The sequence below is a fragment of the Providencia sp. M-27 genome, from assembly GCF_011077905.1.
GTDB classification, from domain to species: Bacteria; Pseudomonadota; Gammaproteobacteria; order Enterobacterales; family Enterobacteriaceae; genus Providencia; species Providencia huaxiensis.
Genome location: NZ_JAALBT010000004.1, coordinates 116,227 through 138,730 on the forward strand (window position 1 = coordinate 116,227; position 22,504 = coordinate 138,730).

Here is a 22,504-nt window from a genome sequence, read left to right on the forward strand (position 1 = left end):
TTATCCAATAGCATAAATAGCTTTTCGAAAAAAAATGAATCGTAGTACAACTACGGCATAACCATTATCTATTTTATAAATTGAATACAAATTGTCAGTAAATAAAGTCTAAGGCAGAATAAAGTGAGTACTTTCACAGATAACAGAAGTGCAATATTTAATAACACGTCACAAAACCTTTTAGTATGGGAACAGCAATTTAAAGCTGATGGCCCTGGTTTTACATATATGGCCAAATTTGACCATGGCGTATCCTATTCAGGTAACCTTGGGTTTGCTGAGCTGGAACAAAAAGAAGCATTAACACCCCAAACTATTTTTAATTTAGCCTCAGTATCAAAACAATTCACGGCCTTTGCTATCTTGCTATTAGAACAAAACAACAAGCTTGCTTTGCACGACCCTATTACTAAATATATTCCTGAATTACCTAAATACGCTAATGAGATTACGATTCAAGACTTGATTTATCATATTAGTGGCATGGTTGATTACATTGAATTGGCCTTGAATAAGGGGATTGATTATTCTGACGCCTTAGGACCAGAAGAAAGTTTGGCAGATTTAATTGCCTTCCCTCACCCACTTACCCCTGTCGGAACACAATTTGATTATTGTAATACGGGCTATTTTTTATTATCCATGATTATTGAGCGCGTTAGTGGCCAAAGTTATAACGAATTCGCCCAACAATATATTTTTAAACCATTACAGATGAGTAATACTTTTATTGTTGAATCGTATCCTGTTCACACAGCGATTGCTCGAGGTTATCGTGAAAATACTGAATCTGGCTATCAATTAAGCGAAAGTCTATGGACTCAAACAGGTGATGGCGCTGTTCATTCCAATGTCTTGGACTTAATGAAATGGGGTGAGAACTATACGAGTGGGAAAGTTGGTGGTAAAAAACTAGTCGAGAAAATGCTTCAAGCATTACCTTCCCATAATAGAACAGGTGAAGTCATTGAACATCACCAGCAATATGCCTATGGCGTTATTATTTCGCAACACTTTGGCTTAATGCATTTCGAGCATTCTGGGGGATGGGCTGGTTATGCCACCTATTTTCTACGTATACCTGATTTAGGCTTAACCGTTGCAGTTTTAGGAAATATTGAAGATTTAGATACGCAAAAAATTGCTTATGAGATCACCGATATCATTTTGACCCAATATAAGGAATTCCATGATGCCCCTGATAAATAATGATATTGCCGCATATTGGCTGAAAGAAAAAACTTCAGGCGAATGTTATTTAAATCAAAGTGATTTAGCCGTGTATGTAAACGCTCATATTGATGAAGACTATTTAGCGGTCGCTATTCAAGAACAAAATAAATATTGGCTTTCATTACATCCACAGCTCTGTGCTAAATTATCTATCACTCCCGATTTGACTAGAGAAGTTGCAGAAATATTGCGTGATACCCTCGCGGAACAATGGCATGGAGCAGACCAATTTTTTTATTTCAGCCAAGAAGCGTTATCAAAACTACAACAACAACAAATACTGAGTGATATTCGCGTATTAACAAATATAGATGCCGCCGTATTTCAATCTTTCTGTGAAGCATCTAGTGAAGATGATTTAGAAGGAGCGTCCGTAGAACTTGATCACTGGTTGGTGTACGGATTGTTTTCCAATGACCAATTAATTGCCGTTGCGAGTATGTATCCTTGGGATGATGAAAAGTTGGCTATCGCTGATTTAGGGGTTTTAACCTTATCTGAGCATCGTGGTAAAGGCCATGCTCGCGAACTTGTCTCTGCCATTTGTAAAATCGCCTTAGAAAAAGGGTATCAACCACAATATCGATGCCAGCTAGACAATACTGCGTCCCTAGCACTAGCAAACTCGCTGGGGTTAATTCCATATATTAAATGGGATGTTATCGTTCACCCTAATGCTGAAATATAAAATCAATAGTAGAGAAAATAACTTTATGATTATTATAAGTAGTATTAATCAGGACAACTTATTTGATGTATGTGAATTGACCTCTAATTCAGATGGGATCGCCACAGTATTAGAAGACTATATCTGCTGTAATGCGACATCAATTACAGAAGCAAGTTACTTCCCAAATTTTTACCCAAAAGCCTTATATTTCCAAAATAATTTAATCGGCTTTTTTATGTATAAGACAACAAGCTCTAATTTAAAAAAAGTTATGCTTTGTAGATATATGCTTGACTATAAATTTATTGGTAAAGGATTAGGTCGAAAGTCATTCAAAGCAATCCTCGATTTTTTCTCTGCGGAAGCTATCCAGCTTATTACATTAGGGATTAATGAAAAAAACACGGTAGCGAAAAACCTGTATCAGTCATTTGGCTTTGAATTTACAGGTAATATTATTGACGGAGAGCATATTTATCATTTAAATCTATGATGTAATATGTATTAATTGCCTTAGTAAGGTAATTAATTTATCGATATTTGCTTGTTTTTAAGGGAAAAAGTCTCTATCACGAATTAGATTAACGCTCATTGGTCATCGTTTCAGTGACCAATAGTAATAGGCAGTAACACATTGTTTTTATTACTAACGGTCACTGTGACCTCTTTAAACCTTAGCGTAACCTCACCGTTATTGGCTTAACCCTTGCTGTAATCTTGCCGATTATAATTGATATTTAACACTAAAAAATTATTGTAATTTCTATCGTCCTATTTCATATTCAAATAGAACTTAACTAAAATTAATGGGGCATTATGGACAAGGCATTAATTGTTATTGACGCACAAAATGACTATCTTTCTGATGGCCGGTTTCCCTTATGGAATATTGATACTACTTTGGAGCATATATCCAATAAAATTTCAGAGTATGAAAGAACTGATGATATTGTGATTTTTATTCAACACTTATCACCACAAGGAGCCGCTTTTTTTGATGAAACAACAGATGGTTGTGAACTTATCTCTAAGCTCACTAACTTATCTCCAGGCCATTTGATTGTGACTAAAAAGCATGGTAATTCCTTTGATGAAACAAATCTCAATGACTTGCTTATAACCCATAATATTAACCATATCGAATTATGCGGGATGATGACTCAAAATTGCGTCCTATTTACTGCTATTTCTGAACAAGCAAAAAAATATAAATTATCAGTATTAGGTAACTGCTGTACAAGCGTCTCACCTGTAATCCATACTGTAGCACTGAGGGGCTTATCTAGAATAACGAATGTTATCTAAATTACTATAAATACACACCAAGGCTACGAACTCGTAGCTTTTTCTATTATCTTTGAGGTAACTTATTGATATTCACTCAGAGGACCAAATTGTCCTGCAGGTATCGCAATGCTTATTTATATTGTGGTTACTTTTATCTCATGAGCATTATTAGAGTATTGCCAGCCAGTGACGAGCCACTAATTTCAGAGTCTCTTAATAATAAATTAACTATTGAACAATATAATCAGCGGTCAATATCATTATATTTCCACCATGTCCGTTGCAATCAATCCTAACTACATTTTTTGGTCTCTGTGTTATTAATGTGTGCGCGTTTTCGAAATGAGTTATTGATGTCAATTTATGATCGATTGCGCCAGATGTATAAATAGCCTCTACTGATAGCTTACATAAATCATAGTTCATTTTTTCAGCATAAAGAAAATCCCAATCACCATAATTAGACCTTTTTCCATCTGCTACTAATGGGTCAATACCATTACTAGAATGTGCATAAAAACCAGAGCAAGCAATCATTAGCAAGCTAGCAACTATGTATCCTTTCATCTCACCATTCCATCAATTAGTTTCAGTCATGTTAGCTTAGCGGGAGTGCAAATTGAAGTTAATTAGCTGGTGGCACATAGCCTGGAAACATAATCAAAGTGCAATACGTTATTAGAAATATAATTACGACTAACACCGTCATCCCAACCCAAGGATCCCATGGTTTCATTGAAAATCTCCATTTTTCATTGATAAAACATTATCCTGGAATGTTGGCATTTGGCGCTATAGTCATAGTGCATTTTGCTATAGCGAATATAATAGAGAAATATATTAAGTACCCAAGCCAATTACGCATATCACCCCCTCCAGTTGTATAGAAAACAAATACTAGGATAGATGCAGATTTCAGGCAATAACCAGCAATACCCCCAACAGTATGGAAAATAAGTGTTGATGATAATAACGCTTGGTATGCAGGATTAAAAAGAGCAGGAATAGAAAACTTCCGCTTTCATGATCTGCGGTATACATGGGCGAATTGGTTGATTCAGTCTGGCGTCCCGCTTTCAGTTCTACAAAAGATGGGCGGCTGGAAATCGGTTGATATGGATATGGTGAGAAGATATGCCCACTTAGCACCTAATCATTTAACTGAACATGCGAAGCAAATAGACAATATTTTCGATACTTGCGTCCCAAATACGTCCCAGTTAGGAAAAGTGGAGAATTTTAAATGATGGTAAGTGATTGAAAATTAATGGTACGCCCTACAGGATTCGAACCTGTGACCTACGGCTTAGAAGGCCGTTGCTCTATCCAACTGAGCTAAGGGCGCATTGATAATGCAGGCAGCCTATCTGGCTGATGGCGTTGAATTATACGGTTGCTGAGCGCTGAGTCAATGGCTTTTCGCTACTAAAATAACTATATGCTCATTTTATGTAATAGTTTGAACTGACAATGGCGTTAACTTCTGACAAAATAGAGTCATTACCGTGTCTCATATATGGATTAAGTTACAGATGTTAGCAAAAATTATTGATGGGAAAACGATTGCGCAGACAATTCGGCAAGAAGTTGCCCAAAAAGTACAATTACGTTTAGAACAAGGAAAACGTGCTCCCGGCCTTGCCGTGATTTTAGTCGGTGCTAACCCTGCTTCACAAATCTATGTCGGCAGTAAACGCCGTGCTTGTGAAGAAGTCGGTTTTATTTCGCGTTCTTATGATTTACCAGACACAACGACAGAAGCTGAATTACTCAAGCTCATTGATGATTTAAACCAAGACCCTGAAATTGATGGAATTTTAGTTCAACTTCCATTACCTGCGGGTATTGATAACGTCAAAGTTATTGAGCGTATTCACCCAGACAAAGACGTGGATGGGTTTCATCCATACAATGTCGGCCGACTGTGCCAACGTGCACCACGCCTTCGCCCATGCACCCCAAAAGGAATTGTTACTCTGCTTGAACGTTGTGGTATCAACACCTATGGTTTAAATGCTGTAATTATTGGTGCATCGAACATTGTTGGTCGTCCAATGAGCCTAGAGCTTCTGCTAGCAGGCTGCACCACAACAGTAACCCACCGCTTTACTAAAGATTTAGAGCACCACGTTCGCCATGCTGATTTAGTGGTCGTCGCTGTGGGGAAACCTAATTTTATTCCTGGAGAATGGATTAAGCCAGGTGCAATTGTGGTCGATGTCGGTATCAACCGTTTAGAGAGCGGAAAAGTCACCGGAGATGTCGATTTTGACGAAGCCGCGAAAAACGCAGCTTGGATAACCCCCGTTCCTGGTGGTGTTGGCCCAATGACCGTTGCGACTTTAATTCAAAACACCCTTCAGGCATGTGAAGAGTACCACGATATTTAATGTAATTTTGGAGTTATCATGGATATATTCAATTTAAATGGCCACCCGCACGTTGAATTGTGTGATTTGCTGAAAATTGAAGGCTGGGCGGAAAGCGGTGCAATGGCAAAAGCCATGATTGCAGATGGCTTAGTTGAAGTTGATGGCGTGGTCGAAACACGTAAACGCTGTAAAATTGTCGCGGGTAAAATCGTTTCAATGGGCAGCGAAAAAATTAAAGTTGTAGAATAATACCGTTAGATAGGCTGAAATATTTCAGCCTATCTCCTTTCTAAAACCAATAGTGCCCTCCCTCCCCCTTTTCTTCAAAGTAACAATATTTATTGTAAGAACGATAAAATGCTTTTTTAGGTTTTAGACAAATTTTTTCTGTGATCACTTTTTCTGTAATAAGCATCTAAACAATTACGCATATTGAAAATTTAATTCATTGTTTTATATAAACAAATAATTTCAGCAACCACTTCAGCTTTGTCATCAAACACACAAATCACACCCTTATAAAATTTAACTTAGATCTCATTTTTTGTATTTCACATGTTAATCGCATAGACAAGATTAAACGATTCAGCTAACCTTATTAACGATAACATGATTAACAAATAATCAGATCCGCTTGCAAGTCTTCTGGCTGATCCGGCTACGAATAATAATCAGGAGAAATTATGTTTAACTTACCAATAAGCGATATCCACCTTGCAGCTGCTGCATCTGATAAAAAAAATGCAATAGAACAAGTTGCCAAAGCATTAGAAAATGCAGGCTATGCAAAAAGCGGTTATGCGCAAGGAATGCTTAACCGGGAAACCCAAGCGCCTACCTTTTTAGGGAATGGTATCGCTATCCCACACGGGACAGTAGAGACGCGAGATCAGGTATTAAAAACGGGTTTTGCTGTCTTTCAATTCCCTGATGGTATTGATTGGGGTGATAACCAAACTGCTTATATTGTTATTGGCATTGCCGCTCAATCAAATGAGCATCTCGAATTGCTACGCCAATTAACCCACATAATCAGTGATGAACACACCGCTGATGCTATAGCCAAAGCTGACACCGCCGAAACCTTAAAGCAACTTCTAATGGGTGAGCGCCAAACTCAACCGGTGAAATTTGATGAATCAATGGTCACGGTTAGTGCTCAAGTTGATAATATAAATACATTGAAAATACAGAATATTATTAACCTACAAAACGCTGAAGCTATCAGCACCGACTTTATTTCTCGAGTTCTCACTCAAACCCCGTCATATTTAGGTCAAGGTATTTGGTTAAGTGATAGTCCAATCGGAAACATTGAGAATGCGATTGCGATATCGACGGTAAAAAAACCATTTAGCTTTCAAGGTAACCCCGTCAGCATTCTAATTACCCTCTCTTACGCTAATTATCAAATAGAGACTTTGTTACTAAAAATAAACAATTTATTGAAAAATAAAGAAGCAAATCTCATTCTCGAAAATGATAACGTTAATAAACTAATTGATTTATTGCGTCCTGATGACTCACACACAGAAAGTGATTCATTGAATACAAACATATCTGGAATAACTCAGGACTTCACCATTCTTAACCCACATGGGTTACATACGCGGCCTAGCACTCAGTTAGTCACTGCTATTAAGCAATTCGAAAGCACGATTACAGTCAGTAATCTTGATGGTACTTCGACTCCCGTAAATGGTCGAAGCTTAATGAAAATTGTCAGCTTAGGGGCTAAATGTGGGCATCGTTTACGCATTCACGCAGAAGGTGTAGATGCACAAGAAGCCATCAATACCATTGGTGAGGCAATCAATTCAGGACTTGGAGAAAAAGTCACATGAGCAGAAGAGTCGCAACGATCACGTTAAACCCTGCCTACGATTTGGTTGGGCTATTACCTGATATTCATCGCGGGGATGTGAACTTAGTCAAAACAGCAGGCCTTCATGCCGCTGGAAAAGGCATAAATGTGGCTAAAGTACTTAAAAATTTAGGGATTGATGTCACTGTTGGTGGTTTCTTGGGTAAAGAGAATCAAGATGGCTTCCAAAAAGCCTTCAGCGAAACAGGAATTGCTAACCGCTTTCAAGTTGTTGAAGGCCGCACCCGCATCAATGTCAAACTAACAGAGCAAACTGGTGAAGTTACCGATTTTAACTTTTCAGGATTCAGTATTACTAAAGCGGATTGGCAGCGTTTCGTCACCGACTCATTAAGCTGGGCGGGTCAGTTCGATATGATTTGCGTCAGTGGCAGTTTACCTCAGGGCATTGATTTAAATGATTTTACTCAATGGATGTTACGCCTTAGAGAACAATGTATGTGTGTCATTTTTGATAGCAGCCGCGAGGCCTTTGTCGCTGGGCTCAAAGCTTCTCCTTGGTTAGTAAAACCTAATCACCGTGAACTTGAAATTTGGGCCGGAAAACCTCTCCCTACCCAGCAAGATATCGTAAATGCCGCAAATCAACTTCGACAACAAGGTATTGCCCATGTGGTGGTTTCTTTAGGCGAAAAAGGCGCTATGTGGGTCAATTCATCGGGCGCTTGGTTTGCTAAACCACCTGAATGTGAGGTTATCAGCACCGTTGGCGCAGGGGATTCAATGGTGGGTGGATTAATTTACGGGCTAATGATGAGGCAAACAAGTGAGCACACACTTCGCTTAGCTACCGCGGTTTCTGCACTTGCTGTCTCTCAACCCAATGTCGGTATCACAGACCGAGCGCAACTTGCACATATGATGACGAAGGTTGATTTACAACCGTTTACGGCTCAATGAGGATGAAAAACATGAAAATATTAATCGCTCCAAGCCACCAGCAAGGCCCTGCTATTTGCTGGCTAGCCATCAATGCCTTAAAAAATGTATCTGCCTTACAAAATATCACCTTCACAGAACAACTTACTGATGCAGATATTGTGATTTGTTTCGATACTCAGTTGCCGGAAAATTTTAATTGCTCAGATAAAAAAGTCTATTTCGGTCACCCCGATGTCGCTGTTAGGCAACCTGCTGAATTTCTGTCATCTGCAATTAACGAAGCGACATTGTGTGAGCAAAAAATTACCGAGCCGCAGCATGCGAAAGCTTACTCTGTATTAGCCGTTACCGCTTGCCCAACAGGGGTTGCGCACACTTATATGTCCGCGGAAGCACTCGAGGCTGAAGCAAAAAAACGAGGCTGGAATATCAAAGTCGAAACCCGGGGCTCTGTCGGGGTTGGAAATGAAATTACGCCAGAAGAGATAGCACAAGCTGATTTAGTCATTGTCGCTGCCGATATCGAAGTCAATGTGGATAAGTTTTCGGGGAAGCCAATGTACCGCACCTCCACCAGTGCCGCATTGAAGAAAACAGCACAAGAAATGGATAGAGCAGTAGAAGAAGCAAATATATTCACACCACAAAGCGGAAAAACATCAGCCCAAACGAGTAGATCGACAGAAAAACGCGGAGTGTATAAGCACTTACTTACCGGGGTATCATACATGCTCCCTATGGTTGTCGCTGGGGGATTATGTACTGCGCTTTCATTTGCTTTTGGTTTAGACGCATCCAATGTCGAAGGCTCTCTGGCTTGGGCACTTAGCCTAATTGGCGGACAAACAGCCCTTGCATTAATGGTGCCTGTACTATCGGGTTATATCGCCTATTCCATTGCTGACAGAACGGGGTTAACCCCAGGTTTGGTCGGCGGGGTACTTGCAACCACTTTAGGTGCAGGGTTCTTAGGTGGGATCATTTCCGGTTTCCTTGCCGGTTATAGTGCTCACTTTATTAGTACCCGATTAAAATTGCCGCAAACTATGGAAGCGTTAAAGCCAATTCTAATCGTACCGCTCATTTCCACTTTATTCACGGGTTTAGCGATGATCTATGTCATTGGTCACCCTGTAGCGTGGTTAATGGATTGGCTAACTAACTGGTTAAATACCATGGGAACCACTAATGCGGTGATCTTAGGCGCAATTCTAGGGGCGATGATGTGTACGGATATGGGAGGCCCAGTCAATAAAGCGGCATATGCCTTTGGTGTCGGTCTATTAAGTTCACAAACCTATGCGCCAATGGCAGCAATTATGGCGGCAGGAATGGTGCCACCTCTGGCAATGGGCGTTGCAACCCTATTAGCACGACATAAGTTTGTACCTGCTGAACGCGAAGCGGGTAAAGCCTCTTTTGTTCTCGGTTTATGTTTTATTTCAGAAGGTGCGATCCCATTTGCGGCCAAAGACCCGATTCGTGTTCTCCCTACTTGCATTATTGGTGGCGCAATAACAGGGGCGCTATCCATGTATTTTGGTATTCAGCTAATGGCACCTCACGGTGGTTTATTTGTGCTGTTAATACCCGGAGCTATTAATCATGTATTGATGTATTTATTCGCGATAGTGGCTGGTACGGTGGTTTCAGGTGTGCTTTATGCCATTGTCAAAAAAGCGACACCTAAAGAAGCCCAACAAGAAATGGCGAGTATCGCTTAATCACACAACTTTAAGTTCCATTCCTAGTCCCTGTTGGTAGTCTTATTCCCCCCCTTAATTGGGGGGCTTTTTATCCAATGAGAAAAAGATAATATTATTACTCGAAGGCCTTTCTATTGGTTCAATATAACTATACTTAGATGACTCTAAACTTAAATTTCTCGGTTTCTGATTACTGTTAGACATTTTATGAGTGGAGGCCTGTTAGGAGCATTAAGAGACAATGAAGCATCTTCTATCTTTATATTTTTAATTGTTTTTTGTCTATATTCGGAGTAACTTTGGGGGCGGAGTTATCGACTTTGCCAATATAACTAATAAAAGTTCGTTCTAGTGGTACAACCCTTTGAGAAGGTTTGAAAAAGTTTCGGAGTTTTTGAGTAAACCTCGTAATCGGCTGACTAATTTTATTTTTTATTCCTTTTATGCATCTAGCGATATTTTTGGATGCATTACTTGGAACTTTATGATCTTTCATATAGTTATGGATTAAATTCTCATCAGTACACCCACCTGATTTTACAGAACTTTGAATCGTCTTAATTACCATAATTACCCTTACTCAAACTTTAATTGATGAAAATATATTCTATTTACATCAATTTTTTAGTAAATAAATAATTATTTCTTTCAATTTTAGCTAACAAAATAAAAACGGTTAGATACCAATACCTAACCGTTTGAATATATGAAAATTTATTTTTAAATCAATCAGTACTTAAAATGATAACTTGGGGAGCATACAAAAGTATGTGACCCAAGTAGCCAAGTGATGGCAACACCGCCACAGCGCGAATATGACTCTTATTAATACGCTAAATAGTTCGTGCTGTGGCTAGGCGCCGAACGCGGATAACTTGGGGAGCATACAAAAGTATGTGACCCAAGTAGCCAAGTGATGGCAACACCGCCACAGCGCGAAATATGACGCGTATTATTTGCGACGCCAAGTGGTCCCCTGTGCCCCGTCTTCAAGCACAATCCCCATAGCAGTAAGTTCATCACGTGCAGCATCGGCTAATGCCCAATCTTTATTCTTACGTGCATCTAGGCGTTGTTGAATTAATGCCTCAATTTTTGCCACTTCCGCATCATCTTCAGTTTGTGCACCGCCTTTTAAAAAGACTTCAGGGTCTTGTTCTAATAAACCCAGCACGCTTGCTAACTCACGCAATTGTGCAGCCATACCATTTGCTGCTGACATATCTTCTGATTTCAGGCGGTTAACTTCACGAACCATGTCAAATAATACCGAATAAGCTTCAGGTGTATTAAAGTCATCATTCATCGCTTCAATGAAACGTGCTTTAAACTCGTCACCACCTGCAGGCACAGCTGACTTATCCGTACCACGCAACGCAGTGTACATGCGCTCAAGCGCAGTACGTGCCTGTTTCAAGTTCTCTTCTGTGTAATTCAGTTGGCTACGGTAATGGCCTGATAACAGAAAATAACGCACCGTTTCTGCATCGTAATACTCAAGCACATCACGGATAGTAAAGAAGTTATTGAGAGATTTAGACATTTTCTCTCTGTCTACCATCACCATTCCTGAATGCATCCAATAATTCACGTAAGGGCCATCATGGGCACAGGTAGATTGCGCAATTTCATTTTCATGGTGAGGAAACATTAAATCAGAGCCGCCACCGTGAATATCAAAATGGTTGCCTAACGTTTTGCTGTTCATGGCCGAACATTCAATGTGCCAACCTGGACGGCCTAAGCCCCATGGGGATCTCCAGCTTGGTTCGCCTTCTTTAGACATTTTCCACAAGACGAAGTCCATTGGATTACGTTTTACATCAGCAACTTCGACGCGAGCACCTGCTTGCAGCTGTTCTAAATCTTGACGCGATAACAGTCCATAATTTGGATCGGTTTTGACTTCAAACATCACATCGCCATTCGCAGCAACATAGGCATGACCACGCTCTATCAAGCTTTGGGTTAATTCAATAATTTCACCAATATGACGTGTTGCGCGTGGTTCGCTATCAGGACGTAAAATATTTAACGCATCGAAATCTTTATGCATTTCAGCCAACATACGCGTTGTTAGCTCTTCGACACCTTCATTATTTTCTGCCGCACGTTTAATGATTTTATCGTCAATATCGGTGACGTTGCGTACATAATTTAAGTCATAACCCAAATAACGTAAATAGCGGCTAATTGCATCAAACGCCACAAATGTACGGCCATGGCCGATATGACACAAATCGTAGATAGTGATGCCACACACATACATCCCAATCTTCCCTGCTTGGATGGGCTTAAACTCTTCTTTTTGACGACTTAGTGTATTAAAAATTTGTAGCATCTGAACTTTTCCATTTATTTGAAAAATGATTATCGATTTCTACCGATAAAATATCATGTTATTGAACCCCGATCACCTTAAGAATGCAAGGGTTTACCCCGCTTCCTTTTCAGTTTATTGATTAGGTTTAATACACATCTATTATGCTATAAACGGCCGACTAAGCTTCCTTCCGCTTCAAGTCAGGTTTTATCTGTGATATAAACGTGCTGATCTCAACGCTTTCGCAAGTTAGCGCACAAAAAACAATTATTCAGGATAGCTATTATGGTTACATTTCATACCAATCACGGTGACATTGTTATCAAAACGTTTGACGATAAAGCCCCCGTTACTGTCGAAAATTTTTTAACTTACTGCCGTGAAGGTTTTTACAATAATACCATTTTCCATCGTGTTATTAATGGCTTCATGATCCAAGGCGGTGGTTTTGAGCCAGGCATGGAACAAAAAAACACTAAAGCACCTATCAAAAATGAAGCTAACAACGGTCTAAAAAATACCCGTGGTACTTTAGCGATGGCTCGTACTAACGACCCGCATTCTGCAACAGCACAATTTTTCATCAACGTTGCTGACAACGACTTCTTAAACTTCCGTTCAGAACGCCCTGATGGCTGGGGTTACTGCGTGTTTGCTGAAGTGGTTGAAGGTATGGACGTTGTTGACAAAATCAAAGGTGTCTCAACAGGTCGTAGCGGCTTCCACCAAGACGTTCCACGCGAAGACGTCATCATTGAAAAAGTGACGGTCAGCGAGTAAACCTGAACGCATGTCCACTTACATCATTGCAGATTTGCATTTGAGTGAAGATGAACCGGCGATCACCGCCGGTTTTATTAATTTTATTCAACAGCAAGCCATCCATGCCGAAAGCCTATATATTCTCGGTGATTTTTTTAATTATTGGGTGGGCGATGATGATGCCAATCCGCTGCATCAGCTAGTTGCCAATGAATTGAAACAGCTCACAGAACGCGGCATTCCCTGCTATTTCATTCATGGAAATCGAGATTTTTTAATTGGTAAACGCTATGCGAAACAGTGTGGCATGACCATACTCCCACAAGAAACATTGCTCGAACTTTATGGTAAGCGCATTTTAATTCTGCATGGTGATACTTTATGCACAGATGATGCCGCCTATCAAAATTACCGTAAAAAAGTTCACACGCCTTGGATCCAACGAGTATTTTTACTACTCCCGCTCTTCGTACGTCGCCGTATCGCACAAAAAATGCGGCAAAATAGCCAATATGCAAGCAGCATGAAAGCCGAGTCGATTATGGACGTCAATTCACAAGCCGTTATTGATGCATTACAAAGGCACCAAGCGCAATGGATGATCCATGGTCATACTCACCGGCCTGCCATTCATGAGATAAATATTGGTGGTAAATTGCATTATCGAGGTGTATTAGGTGCGTGGCACCACGAAGGTTCAGCCTTTGTGATTAACGAGCAAGGCATTGAACTAACTTTCTTTCCCTTTGAGTAATTTTGCCTGACTAACCATTTTCAATATCTCCCACAACTGTTTGCTTATTTATTAATCACGCAAACGTTCTCCTTGCTGCTTTACCATGATATGATCAAGACAATTCAATTTCCCACCTCAGGGTGATGTTTTTTTTCAATACAGGAAAGCACCAAATGACTGCCCAAGTTCCTGCTCAATCTGCGGCAAAAATCGCCATTGTTATGGGTTCGAAAAGTGATTGGACGACCATGCAGCACGCAGCTGATGTATTAACAGAACTCCAAATCCCTTTTCATGTCGAAATCGTCTCTGCGCACCGAACACCAGATAAACTATTTTCTTTTGCTGAAACCGCCAAAGAGAACGGCTTTGATGTGATTATCGCGGGCGCGGGTGGTGCCGCACATCTACCAGGAATGATTGCCGCTAAAACATTAGTCCCTGTTTTTGGTGTTCCGGTACAAAGCGCTGCATTGAGTGGTGTTGATAGCTTATATTCTATCGTGCAAATGCCTAAAGGCATTCCTGTTGGTACGCTAGCCATCGGTAAAGCAGGCTCAGCAAACGCAGCGCTGTTAGCCGCGCAAGTATTAGCGATAAGTGATACTGCTATTTTCAATCGCCTCACCGCATGGCGAGAAGCGCAAACCAATGATGTGTTAAACAACCCAGACCCGAGGAACGCCTAATGAAACCCGTTTGCGTGCTTGGTAATGGCCAATTAGGCCGTATGCTACGCCAAGCTGGCGAGCCATTAGGCATTGCCGTTTTTCCTGTTGGTCTTGATGCAGAGCCCGAAGCGGTTCCTTATCAACAAAGCGTCATCACCGCGGAAATTGAACGCTGGCCGGAAACCCCGCTAACCAAAGAATTAGCTCGCCATAATGCCTTTATTAACCGTGATATTTTTCCACGTTTAGCGGATAGGTTTCCACAAAAAAGCTTATTTGATAGTTTGCAACTTTCCACTGCACCTTGGGCTCTATTAGAAACCCCCGAACAATGGCCTGAATTATTTGCCAAACTCGGTGATTTTCTCATTGTAAAACGCAGAACTGGCGGCTATGACGGGCGTGGTCAATGGCGTGTTCGCCCTGGTGATGAAAAAGACTTACCCGCTGAAATTTACGGTGAATGTATCGTTGAGCAAGGTATTCCCTTTGACGCCGAAGTCTCTGTCATTGGTGCCCGAAACGCAGCGGGAAAATCCGTTTTTTACCCGATAACCCATAATTTGCACCAAGAAGGCATTTTACGTACAAGCGTAGCTTTCCCTAAGTCGACTAACCCGCAGCAGGAACAAGCTCAAGCCATGCTTAGCGCTGTCATGGATGAGTTAGGCTATATCGGTGTAATGGCAATGGAATGTTTTGTCGTGGGTGATAACCTACTGATTAACGAGATTGCGCCTCGAGTACACAATAGCGGCCACTGGACACAAAATGGCGCATCCATTAGCCAATTTGAGCTGCATTTACGTGCCATATTAGACCTACCGATGCCGTCACCTGAAGTGTATAGCCCTGCTGTTATGGTCAATTTAATCGGTACTGATGTAAATATAGACTGGCTGAGCTTACCCCTCGTTCACCTTCACTGGTATGAGAAAGAGGTACGCCCTGCTCGTAAAGTTGGCCATTTAAACCTTTCTCATAGTGACCACAACCAGTTATCTGCAACACTTAACGCATTGGCTTCACTTTTGCCAAATGAGTACAAAAGTGGCATTGAGTGGGCAAATGCAAAATTAGACTGGTACTCTCATCAATAAATAGGGAAAATAGCCCTATTCGATGCCCGAAACTATTTTCGGGCATTATGCTATTTTCGCCGTCATCCAGAAAACAAATATCCTGATTTAAGGTGTGCGGCATTACTGGAGTCAATATGTCCTCGCAGACTTTTAGTCCTTTTTATCAGTGGTGCATTCTTGTTCTGTTAGGACTTGTTTATTTTTTAGCCACTGCGACAACCTTTACCTCTCTTGGCGTGGTCTTGCCTGAAATGATAAGTGAGCTCAAATGGAGCTGGAGCGAAGCTGGGTTTGGCTTTACGCTACTGGGCTTAACTTGTGGACTTGCGAGTTTTCTCCCTTCTTTGTTGATCCGTAAAGTCGGTGTACGGGCTACTTTATTGCTAGGTACCAGTGTCTTTGTTGCGGGCTTTTATAGTCTTTATTCCACCCAAGCCATTAGCACCTATTTTTTAGGTACCGCATTAATTGGTGTTGGTTTCACCTTACTCGCCACCGTCCCGGGGACTTACGTACTTTCGCGGCTATTTGAAAAACAATCCCTTGCCTTTGGGTTATATTTCACCATCGGGGGCTTGGGGGGTGTTGCAGGCCCTTGGATTTACTTTTACGCATCAAACCAATTAGGCTCATGGCGCATGCATTGGGTTCTATGTGCTGTTTATCTTAGCATCGTCACGTTAATCACGATTTTCATGCTACGTGAAGGTAAAAAAGAGCAAGAGCACGCAAAAAAGGTGATGCAGAAACAAGTTAGTGACGCAAGCAAGCCTATTTATCGCACTGCTGAAGTATGGACAGTCGGCAGAGCGCTACGTACATGGCAGTTCTACTTGATTGCTGCGACTTATACCTCGTTTTTATGGTGTGGCATTACCGTTAACAGTTTTGCTGTTGCCCATATTGAAGAGCGTGGATTTGGCATGACCGTGGCGGTTTCATTATTAAGCACAATGGCATTTGTGAATGCATTCTCAAGATTTATTGGTGGAGCCGCTGGTGAATGGTTAGAACCGAAAAAATTGTTAATCGGTAGCCTAATTATCATGGTGTTAGGTGTTATTTTCCTCAGTATTGCCACGTCATGGCTATGGTTAATTTTGTTTGTGTTATGCGTTGGTATTGGTTATGGCATGACCTTTTTGGCATCCAGTGTTTTACTGTCAAATTATTTTGGTCGAGGCCCATACCTAGAGCTATTCTCTGTGGTGAATTTAATCTCAACCGTTGCCTGTTTAGCGCCTTTCATTGCCGGTGGTATCAAAGACTTAACAGGCAGTTTCACCCCTGCATTTTTGGTTATTGCCGCGCCTGTTATCGTCATTTTATTGCTTACTTTGATGATGAAACCCCCTGCCCTCAATCACAAATAAAAAATCCCGAGTGATTAGCTCGGGAAAAATTGAAACCAAAGGGAAAATAAGCTTAAGACCAGATATTGGATCAAAACATAGCGTTTATTTGCGCCTCCGAAAAATCAAACAGAGGCGCAAAATTAATTAGGGTTTTAACAGCTCGGGGACTTTTAATAAGATAAATTCATTATCATCCGCTTTATTTGGTTCACGGCTAGATGAAAACGGAAAATTATTGTCATTACCAACAATAATGTGTTCGCTATCAACCACATCAACGTTTTCAATGGTGAAGAATGGGAAGGTAAACACGCCATCATTTAATGGTTTTCTTGCCATATTACTTGGGTCTTTGATATTCATTAAATCAATATAAGCTTGCTTATCTACGGCTTTCCCTACGTTGCTATCTGAAAATTCAATACGATATACACGCTTGAATTTAGCTAAATGACTAAAGCAATTTTCAGTATTACTGTTTCCCGCCGTGCAGGCTTTATCTGCTGTACCTTCACCATTATCACGCTCAATGATTAGGCCGTGGGTATCATCAATAAGATTGAAATCACCAATGGCATTTTGATTGTCTTCAAAGACATACAACCAGCTTCTACCCGTCCAATCTTGCTTTTTCACATCAAACTCAAGAATACGTGCTGCGCGTTTACCATCAACATTTTCATGATCTTGCTTGTCATCAAGCCAAATCGCACCTTCTAGCATTGGGTAGAGCTTAGAACCGTCTGGTGATGACGCCATACCTTCAAAACCTTTCGAACGGTTGACTTGGAAATTCACTTTATCAGCAGGTTTACCCGGTGTTGTGATTTGGTAGTGATCAGGAGAAACAACTTTCTTTCCATCTACTTGTGTTTCAAACAAGGCTAATACCTTGCCATCCAAATCCATTTTGATTAGATAAGGGCCAAACTCATCGCCAACCCATAGAGCACCACCTGCAAATTGAAAGCTTTCAGGGTCAAAATCACTTCCTGTTAAATAGCGTTCTTTTGTACTCTCATTCGTAATATGAAAAGGAATAATTTTATCAGGGTCATGGAAGAAAACCGTTTTTAATGGCGTTGTATTACCTGATTGAAAATCAATATCATATTGAGTGACATACAACATAGAATCAGGGGAATTTACTTTATTGCCGAATCCATTGTCGGTTAAAACCCAGTAAGTGCCATCCACCATGCGTTTGATACCCGAGTGCCCTTGCCGTGGCTGGCCTTTAATTGGAATATGCATTCCTGTTGGGCGATCTGCAGATTTACCTTCCACTTTCCCTAAACTATCAACACGAGCGCCAGTGGTAAATTTACCACTCACTTGCATGTCTGAAGGTGCATTTTCGGGGGAAGAAACCGTTGAATTAACTGGAAGAATGGAGTGCCCCGCTAACGTTGCGGTCACTTCTTGTTGTGCAAACCCTGTGATGCTAAATGAAATTAAACTAGCCAATAAAGATAACGAGCCCAGCTTACGTTTAATCGAATGGTTATTCTGCATTGTTATGTTTCCATTATAAGGCTATCAATAATTGATGGCGGAATCATAACGTCGATGAATGAAGCTTTTATGAAGGATTAGAGACAGTTATTTTACTGAAAAACAGGTTGTTTTTATAATGTTCAATAAATAGTGGCATTAAAATATTTCCCTAACACCACTATATTCTAAATAATTCGAGTTGCAGCTAGCTGAACGTAATCAACAACGCTGCAACTTGAAGTATGACGAGTATTTAACCATTCAAAAGACGGTGCTGACTCCCCGTCCCTAATAAACGTAACCCCAACCAACCACCACAAATGGACAGTAAGAAAGCCGCGCTTAAGGGTAATAGCCCCCACATACGCCACTCAGGTTGCCAAGGGAAATCAAACACTTTACTTTGCAACAACCATAAAGCAATTTCTGCCCCAAATGCCGCGGCAAGCCCTGCCATTAAGCCAAGTAATGCAAATTCGCTCCACAGGGTTCGACGCATCAATTTTTTACTGGCTCCCAAAGTTCGGTACACCACTAATTCACGTTCCCGTTGGCTCATACCGACTTGAATTTGAGCCAATAATAGCAACAGCCCACAGAAAATAACCAGAACCACCATCACTTCAAGGGCTTGGCTCACTTGCTGAAGAATTTGCTGGATTTGGGTGATAATTGCACCGGTGTCGAGCACATTAATGGTTGGGTAATGGCGGCTAAGTTGCGTTAATAGCTGCCCATCGCCTTCATAGTGGAAGCTGCTCAACCAAGTGGCCGGCATCTGAGAAAGGCTTTCTTCAGAGAAAATAAAATAGAAGTTTGGTCGTAGGCTTTCCCAATCAACCGTACGAATACTACTAACTGTTGCACTAAAGACCTGGGCCCCTGCGTTAAATGTGAGTTTATCACCTAATTTCAACCCAAGCTCTTTAACGACCGTTTGTTCAATCGAGACTTCACCTGCTTTTGGTGGCCAAGTTCCTTTATCAACCACATTAGCTGGCGCTAAATCAGATTGCCAAGTTAGGCTCAATTCACGTCGCACCGTATTATTATTTGGATCACGTTGATCGGCCCATTCAATTGCTGACTGGTCATTAATATCGGTTAAGCGCGCTAACACCACAGGGTTGAATTCGGTGGGTTTCACATCAAACTCAGCCAATAGCTTAGTGACAGGCTCAAGCTGTGACTGGTTCATATTGATCAAAAAATAGTTCGGGCTATCTGCGGGTAACTGTTGCTGCCAACGGTCAAGTAAATCACCACGCACTAAAATTAGCAGCGCCAACAACATAAATGACAGCGAAAATGCACTCATTTGTGTGATGGTTTGTAACGGCTGGCGCAATAGGCGACTAACGGATAAACGCAAACTTAATTGGCGAAACTTAATATGACGCAGCCCCCATAAGCCAACCCAACCAATCAGCGCAAGTAGAATGGCAACCACGACAATACCGGCCAAAATTGACCACAACAGAGGGTTAACGCCAGCAAACACAAATAAGCCGCCAACCACAATTAAAATAACAATTGGCAGATAATAATATAGCGGCCAAACGGGTGATTTGGCATCTTCACGTAATACCCTTGAAGGCTGGGTTGCCATCAGTTGGTAATAGGGGCGGCTGCCAACAATTATCGCAATAATAAATAATGTACCGATCGCCCAAACCCAAGGCATTAAACTTGCAGGCGGTAACTCCTTCGGCAACATAGCCCCTAAGATTTGCATTAAAATGCCTTCAAAAGCCAAACCTAATAATGAGCCGAGTAAAGCCGCAGCAATTAAAATCACTAACCACTGCCCAATAATCCACTGACGTAATGCGCTACGCCCTGCCCCTAAGGTTTTTAATACTGCAATTAATTGATGGCGGCTACGGCAGTAATGCGTCATTGAAACCACAACCGCAGCAATGGCTAGCAGCAGGGTTAATAAAACTGACAACAATAAAAACTGTTGGGCACGTTGGAAGGTTTTCCCCACTGCACCGTTATTTTCGCTTAACGTAAACCAACGCTGATCATTTCGTAGGTCTTGGTCATATTTTTGTTGAAATGCATCAATAAGCTGGCGATCGCCGGCAAACATGTCGCGATAAGTTAACCGGCTACCTAATTGAATTGCCCCTGTTAATGGTGCATCTTCAATTGCTATCAATACTCTTGGCGCAATCTGGAATGGGTTAAAACCGCTGTCAGGCTCTTGAATTAGTTTACCCGAAACTTTTAGTGTCGCATCTCCGATATCAATGTTATCCCCTACATTGAGGTTCAATAATTCTAATAACCGTGGTGCGACTAATATCTCCCCTTTTGTCGGGGTTACCCCAGCCGGTTCTGTGATGAGCTCGCCATATAATGGATATGCCTTATCCGCTGCTTTCACTAACACCAGTTGTGGCCGAGCGTCTTCATCTTCCGTCGCATAAGCCATGGTAGAAAATGATATTTGCTGGCTTAGCGTTAACCCCTCTTTTTGGGCCTCTTGTAACCATGCAGGGTCGCTTGGGTGAGAAGATCGTAAAACTAAGTCACCCGCTAACAGTTCACGGCTTTGGTAGCTCATGCTATTTTCAATGCGATCGCTAATTCGCCCTAAAGCCAGTACACAAGCAACCGCAAGGGTAAGCGCAAGCCAAACAATCAATAACGAGGGTGTTTTCCATTCACGCCAAAACCAACGCCAAATCATACTTCTTCCCTCAACTGCCCATCGACCAAGCGCAAACGGCGTTGGCAGCGCGCAGCCAGCTCGTTATCGTGGGTAACTAAAATCAAGGTTATTCCATGCTCTTTGTTCATATCAAACAGTAAATCTGCAATTTTATCCCCTGTGTGGCGATCGAGATTTCCCGTTGGTTCATCGGCAAATAAAATCTGTGGGCGGCCATTAAAGGCACGAGCAAGTGCAACACGCTGCTGCTCACCCCCTGACAACTGTGGTGGCATATGTTTTAGGCGATCTTTTAAGCCTAAATCCGTCAATAAACTTGCCGCGTGTTGGTAGCTTTCAGACTCAGATTCACCACGTAACAAAGAAGGAAGTTGCACATTTTCAATAGCATTTAAGGTTGGGATCAACATAAAGGATTGGAACACAAAACCGACACTTTGTGCCCGTAAACGTGCCCGTTGTTCTTCGTCCATTTTAGTAAGGTCTTGGCCTAATAAATTAACCGTTCCGCTTGAGCCATCATCCAACCCCGCAATAATCCCTAACAAGGTTGATTTCCCCGAACCTGACTCCCCAATTAAAGCAATTGTTTGCCCGGACTCGACAATTAGCTCAACACCTTGCAATATAGTCAGTTCATGTTCACCTTGACCAACACGTTTAATGAGATGATGAACTTCAAGAATATTATTCGCCGACATATATTGGTATTTCTCCTGTTACTGACTGCAAGTGGGCACGCACTTGCGTCAACTAAGCTATTAATCTTAGGTGATAGCCTAAGTGCAGGCTACCGTTTACCGGCTGAGCAGGCTTGGGCCTCCTTGCTTGCCGAACGTTGGCAGAAACTTTCCCCACCCGTTGCTATTGTTAACGGTAGTATTAGTGGAAATACCTCTGCACAGGGGTTAGAACGCCTTTCCGTTTTACTCGAACAAAACAAACCTAACTGGGTATTGATCGAATTAGGTGCAAATGATGGCTTACAAGGTCTCCCTGTAGAGCAACTCGAAGATAATTTACAGCAAATTATCGATCAAATCGTGCAATCGGGTGCGAAACCGCTCTTAATGCAAATTCGCATTCCACCTAACTATGGCAAACGTTATACGACAAGTTTCGAAAAAGTCTATCCGAAATTGGCGCAAAGTAATCAAATTCCATTACTCCCGTTTTATATGGAAACCGTGATAACTAAGCCTGAATGGATACAACAAGATGGTATTCACCCTACCGTTGAAGCCCAGCCATCCATTGCTGATTTTATGGAAAAACAGCTTTTCGAACACATTTTACCGTCTAGTAAATAAAACAGACGTTAAACAAGGGTATTAAAACGCTCTTTTATACCCGAAATAGATTC

The 22,504-nt window shown here is 41.4% G+C and carries 21 protein-coding genes, 1 tRNA gene and 1 pseudogene; 16 read left to right on the forward strand and 7 right to left on the reverse strand.

What is annotated here, in order from left to right; all coding sequences use genetic code 11:
* Positions 1 to 123 precede the first annotated feature (123 nt).
* The 4 genes from G6Q48_RS07915 (at position 124) to G6Q48_RS07930 (ending at position 3,208) form a co-directional block, all read left to right on the forward strand.
* Positions 124 to 1,209 (forward strand): serine hydrolase domain-containing protein, encoded by a 1,086-nt coding sequence (locus G6Q48_RS07915; RefSeq protein WP_166265594.1) that lies wholly within the window; start codon positions 124 to 126, stop codon positions 1,207 to 1,209.
* Positions 1,190 to 1,921 carry a GNAT family N-acetyltransferase gene (locus G6Q48_RS07920; protein WP_102139336.1) on the forward strand — a complete coding sequence of 244 codons (732 nt, stop codon included), beginning with the start codon at positions 1,190 to 1,192 and terminating at the stop codon, positions 1,919 to 1,921. Before G6Q48_RS07915 ends, G6Q48_RS07920 begins: the two co-directional genes overlap by 20 nt.
* A 25-nt stretch (positions 1,922 to 1,946) precedes the next feature.
* Positions 1,947 to 2,396 carry a GNAT family N-acetyltransferase gene (locus G6Q48_RS07925; RefSeq protein ID WP_166265598.1) on the forward strand — a complete coding sequence of 150 codons (450 nt, stop codon included), beginning with the start codon at positions 1,947 to 1,949 and terminating at the stop codon, positions 2,394 to 2,396.
* A gap of 323 nt (positions 2,397 to 2,719) precedes the next feature.
* Complete coding sequence (locus G6Q48_RS07930; protein WP_166265601.1) at positions 2,720 to 3,208, forward strand: isochorismatase family protein; 489 nt, start codon at positions 2,720 to 2,722, stop codon at positions 3,206 to 3,208.
* Between the two features lie 210 nt (positions 3,209 to 3,418).
* Here the strand turns inward: G6Q48_RS07930 and G6Q48_RS07935 are convergent, their stop codons facing one another.
* Positions 3,419 to 3,757 carry a hypothetical protein gene (locus G6Q48_RS07935; protein ID WP_102139339.1) on the reverse strand — a complete coding sequence of 113 codons (339 nt, stop codon included), beginning with the start codon at positions 3,755 to 3,757 and terminating at the stop codon, positions 3,419 to 3,421.
* A 371-nt stretch (positions 3,758 to 4,128) separates the two neighbouring features.
* On the opposite strand from G6Q48_RS07935, the pseudogene G6Q48_RS07940 reads away from it, so the two are divergent.
* Positions 4,129 to 4,437 (forward strand): annotated as a pseudogene (locus tag G6Q48_RS07940) (tyrosine-type recombinase/integrase); the annotation flags it as partial.
* A 21-nt stretch (positions 4,438 to 4,458) separates the two neighbouring features.
* Here G6Q48_RS07940 and G6Q48_RS07945 read toward each other — a convergent pair.
* A tRNA-Arg gene (locus tag G6Q48_RS07945) sits at positions 4,459 to 4,535 on the reverse strand.
* Positions 4,536 to 4,722: 187 nt separating this feature from the next.
* Between G6Q48_RS07945 and folD the strand changes: the two genes are divergently transcribed.
* From folD to fruA, 5 genes are all read left to right on the forward strand, one after another.
* Positions 4,723 to 5,580 carry a bifunctional methylenetetrahydrofolate dehydrogenase/methenyltetrahydrofolate cyclohydrolase FolD gene (gene folD, locus G6Q48_RS07950; protein ID WP_102139361.1) on the forward strand — a complete coding sequence of 286 codons (858 nt, stop codon included), beginning with the start codon at positions 4,723 to 4,725 and terminating at the stop codon, positions 5,578 to 5,580.
* 18 nt (positions 5,581 to 5,598) lie between these two features.
* Positions 5,599 to 5,811 (forward strand): ribosome-associated protein YbcJ, encoded by a 213-nt coding sequence (gene ybcJ, locus G6Q48_RS07955; protein WP_004260239.1) that lies wholly within the window; start codon positions 5,599 to 5,601, stop codon positions 5,809 to 5,811.
* Positions 5,812 to 6,245: 434 nt separating this feature from the next.
* A complete protein-coding gene (gene fruB, locus G6Q48_RS07960; RefSeq protein ID WP_166265604.1) occupies positions 6,246 to 7,406 on the forward strand; it encodes a fused PTS fructose transporter subunit IIA/HPr protein in 1,161 nt (386 codons plus the stop codon).
* Complete coding sequence (gene fruK / locus G6Q48_RS07965) at positions 7,403 to 8,347, forward strand: 1-phosphofructokinase (protein WP_102139363.1); 945 nt, start codon at positions 7,403 to 7,405, stop codon at positions 8,345 to 8,347. The genes fruB and fruK overlap by 4 nt, the downstream gene beginning before the upstream one ends.
* A gap of 11 nt (positions 8,348 to 8,358) precedes the next feature.
* Positions 8,359 to 10,053 carry a PTS fructose transporter subunit IIBC gene (gene fruA / locus G6Q48_RS07970; protein ID WP_166265607.1) on the forward strand — a complete coding sequence of 565 codons (1,695 nt, stop codon included), beginning with the start codon at positions 8,359 to 8,361 and terminating at the stop codon, positions 10,051 to 10,053.
* A gap of 241 nt (positions 10,054 to 10,294) precedes the next feature.
* On the opposite strand, the gene G6Q48_RS07975 is transcribed toward fruA, so the two are convergent.
* Positions 10,295 to 10,603 carry a hypothetical protein gene (locus G6Q48_RS07975; RefSeq protein ID WP_166265610.1) on the reverse strand — a complete coding sequence of 103 codons (309 nt, stop codon included), beginning with the start codon at positions 10,601 to 10,603 and terminating at the stop codon, positions 10,295 to 10,297.
* A gap of 384 nt (positions 10,604 to 10,987) precedes the next feature.
* A complete protein-coding gene (gene cysS / locus G6Q48_RS07980; RefSeq protein ID WP_166265613.1) occupies positions 10,988 to 12,376 on the reverse strand; it encodes a cysteine--tRNA ligase in 1,389 nt (462 codons plus the stop codon).
* A 267-nt stretch (positions 12,377 to 12,643) separates the two neighbouring features.
* Between cysS and ppiB the strand changes: the two genes are divergently transcribed.
* The 5 genes from ppiB (at position 12,644) to G6Q48_RS08005 (ending at position 16,982) form a co-directional block, all read left to right on the forward strand.
* A complete protein-coding gene (ppiB, locus tag G6Q48_RS07985) occupies positions 12,644 to 13,138 on the forward strand; it encodes a peptidylprolyl isomerase B (RefSeq protein ID WP_166265616.1) in 495 nt (164 codons plus the stop codon).
* Between the two features lie 10 nt (positions 13,139 to 13,148).
* Positions 13,149 to 13,874, forward strand: a complete 726-nt coding sequence (gene lpxH / locus G6Q48_RS07990) for a UDP-2,3-diacylglucosamine diphosphatase (protein ID WP_166265619.1) — start codon at positions 13,149 to 13,151, stop codon at positions 13,872 to 13,874.
* A gap of 155 nt (positions 13,875 to 14,029) precedes the next feature.
* Entirely contained in the window at positions 14,030 to 14,545 is a 516-nt protein-coding gene (gene purE / locus G6Q48_RS07995) for a 5-(carboxyamino)imidazole ribonucleotide mutase (protein WP_166265622.1), read from the forward strand.
* Positions 14,545 to 15,627, forward strand: coding sequence for a 5-(carboxyamino)imidazole ribonucleotide synthase (gene purK, locus G6Q48_RS08000; protein ID WP_102139370.1), 1,083 nt, complete (start codon positions 14,545 to 14,547; stop codon positions 15,625 to 15,627). Before purE ends, purK begins: the two co-directional genes overlap by 1 nt.
* A gap of 116 nt (positions 15,628 to 15,743) precedes the next feature.
* Entirely contained in the window at positions 15,744 to 16,982 is a 1,239-nt protein-coding gene (locus G6Q48_RS08005; RefSeq protein WP_166265625.1) for an MFS transporter, read from the forward strand.
* 126 nt (positions 16,983 to 17,108) lie between these two features.
* Here G6Q48_RS08005 and G6Q48_RS08010 read toward each other — a convergent pair whose 3' ends face one another.
* The 3 genes from G6Q48_RS08010 to ybbA form a co-directional block, all read right to left on the reverse strand.
* The gene (locus G6Q48_RS08010) at positions 17,109 to 18,479 is read right to left on the reverse strand and encodes an esterase-like activity of phytase family protein (protein ID WP_166265628.1); all 1,371 of its coding nucleotides are present in this window, start codon (positions 18,477 to 18,479) and stop codon (positions 17,109 to 17,111) included.
* A 235-nt stretch (positions 18,480 to 18,714) separates the two neighbouring features.
* On the reverse strand, positions 18,715 to 21,159 hold the full coding sequence (ybbP, locus tag G6Q48_RS08015) for a putative ABC transporter permease subunit YbbP (protein ID WP_166265631.1): 2,445 nt from the start codon (positions 21,157 to 21,159) through the stop codon (positions 18,715 to 18,717).
* Positions 21,156 to 21,842, reverse strand: a complete 687-nt coding sequence (ybbA, locus tag G6Q48_RS08020) for a putative ABC transporter ATP-binding protein YbbA (protein WP_166265634.1) — start codon at positions 21,840 to 21,842, stop codon at positions 21,156 to 21,158. Before ybbA ends, ybbP begins: the two co-directional genes overlap by 4 nt.
* Here ybbA and tesA point away from each other — a divergent pair.
* Positions 21,810 to 22,451, forward strand: a complete 642-nt coding sequence (gene tesA, locus G6Q48_RS08025; RefSeq protein ID WP_102139375.1) for a multifunctional acyl-CoA thioesterase I/protease I/lysophospholipase L1 — start codon at positions 21,810 to 21,812, stop codon at positions 22,449 to 22,451. The genes ybbA and tesA overlap by 33 nt on opposite strands.
* The last annotated feature ends 53 nt before the right edge of the window (positions 22,452 to 22,504 follow it).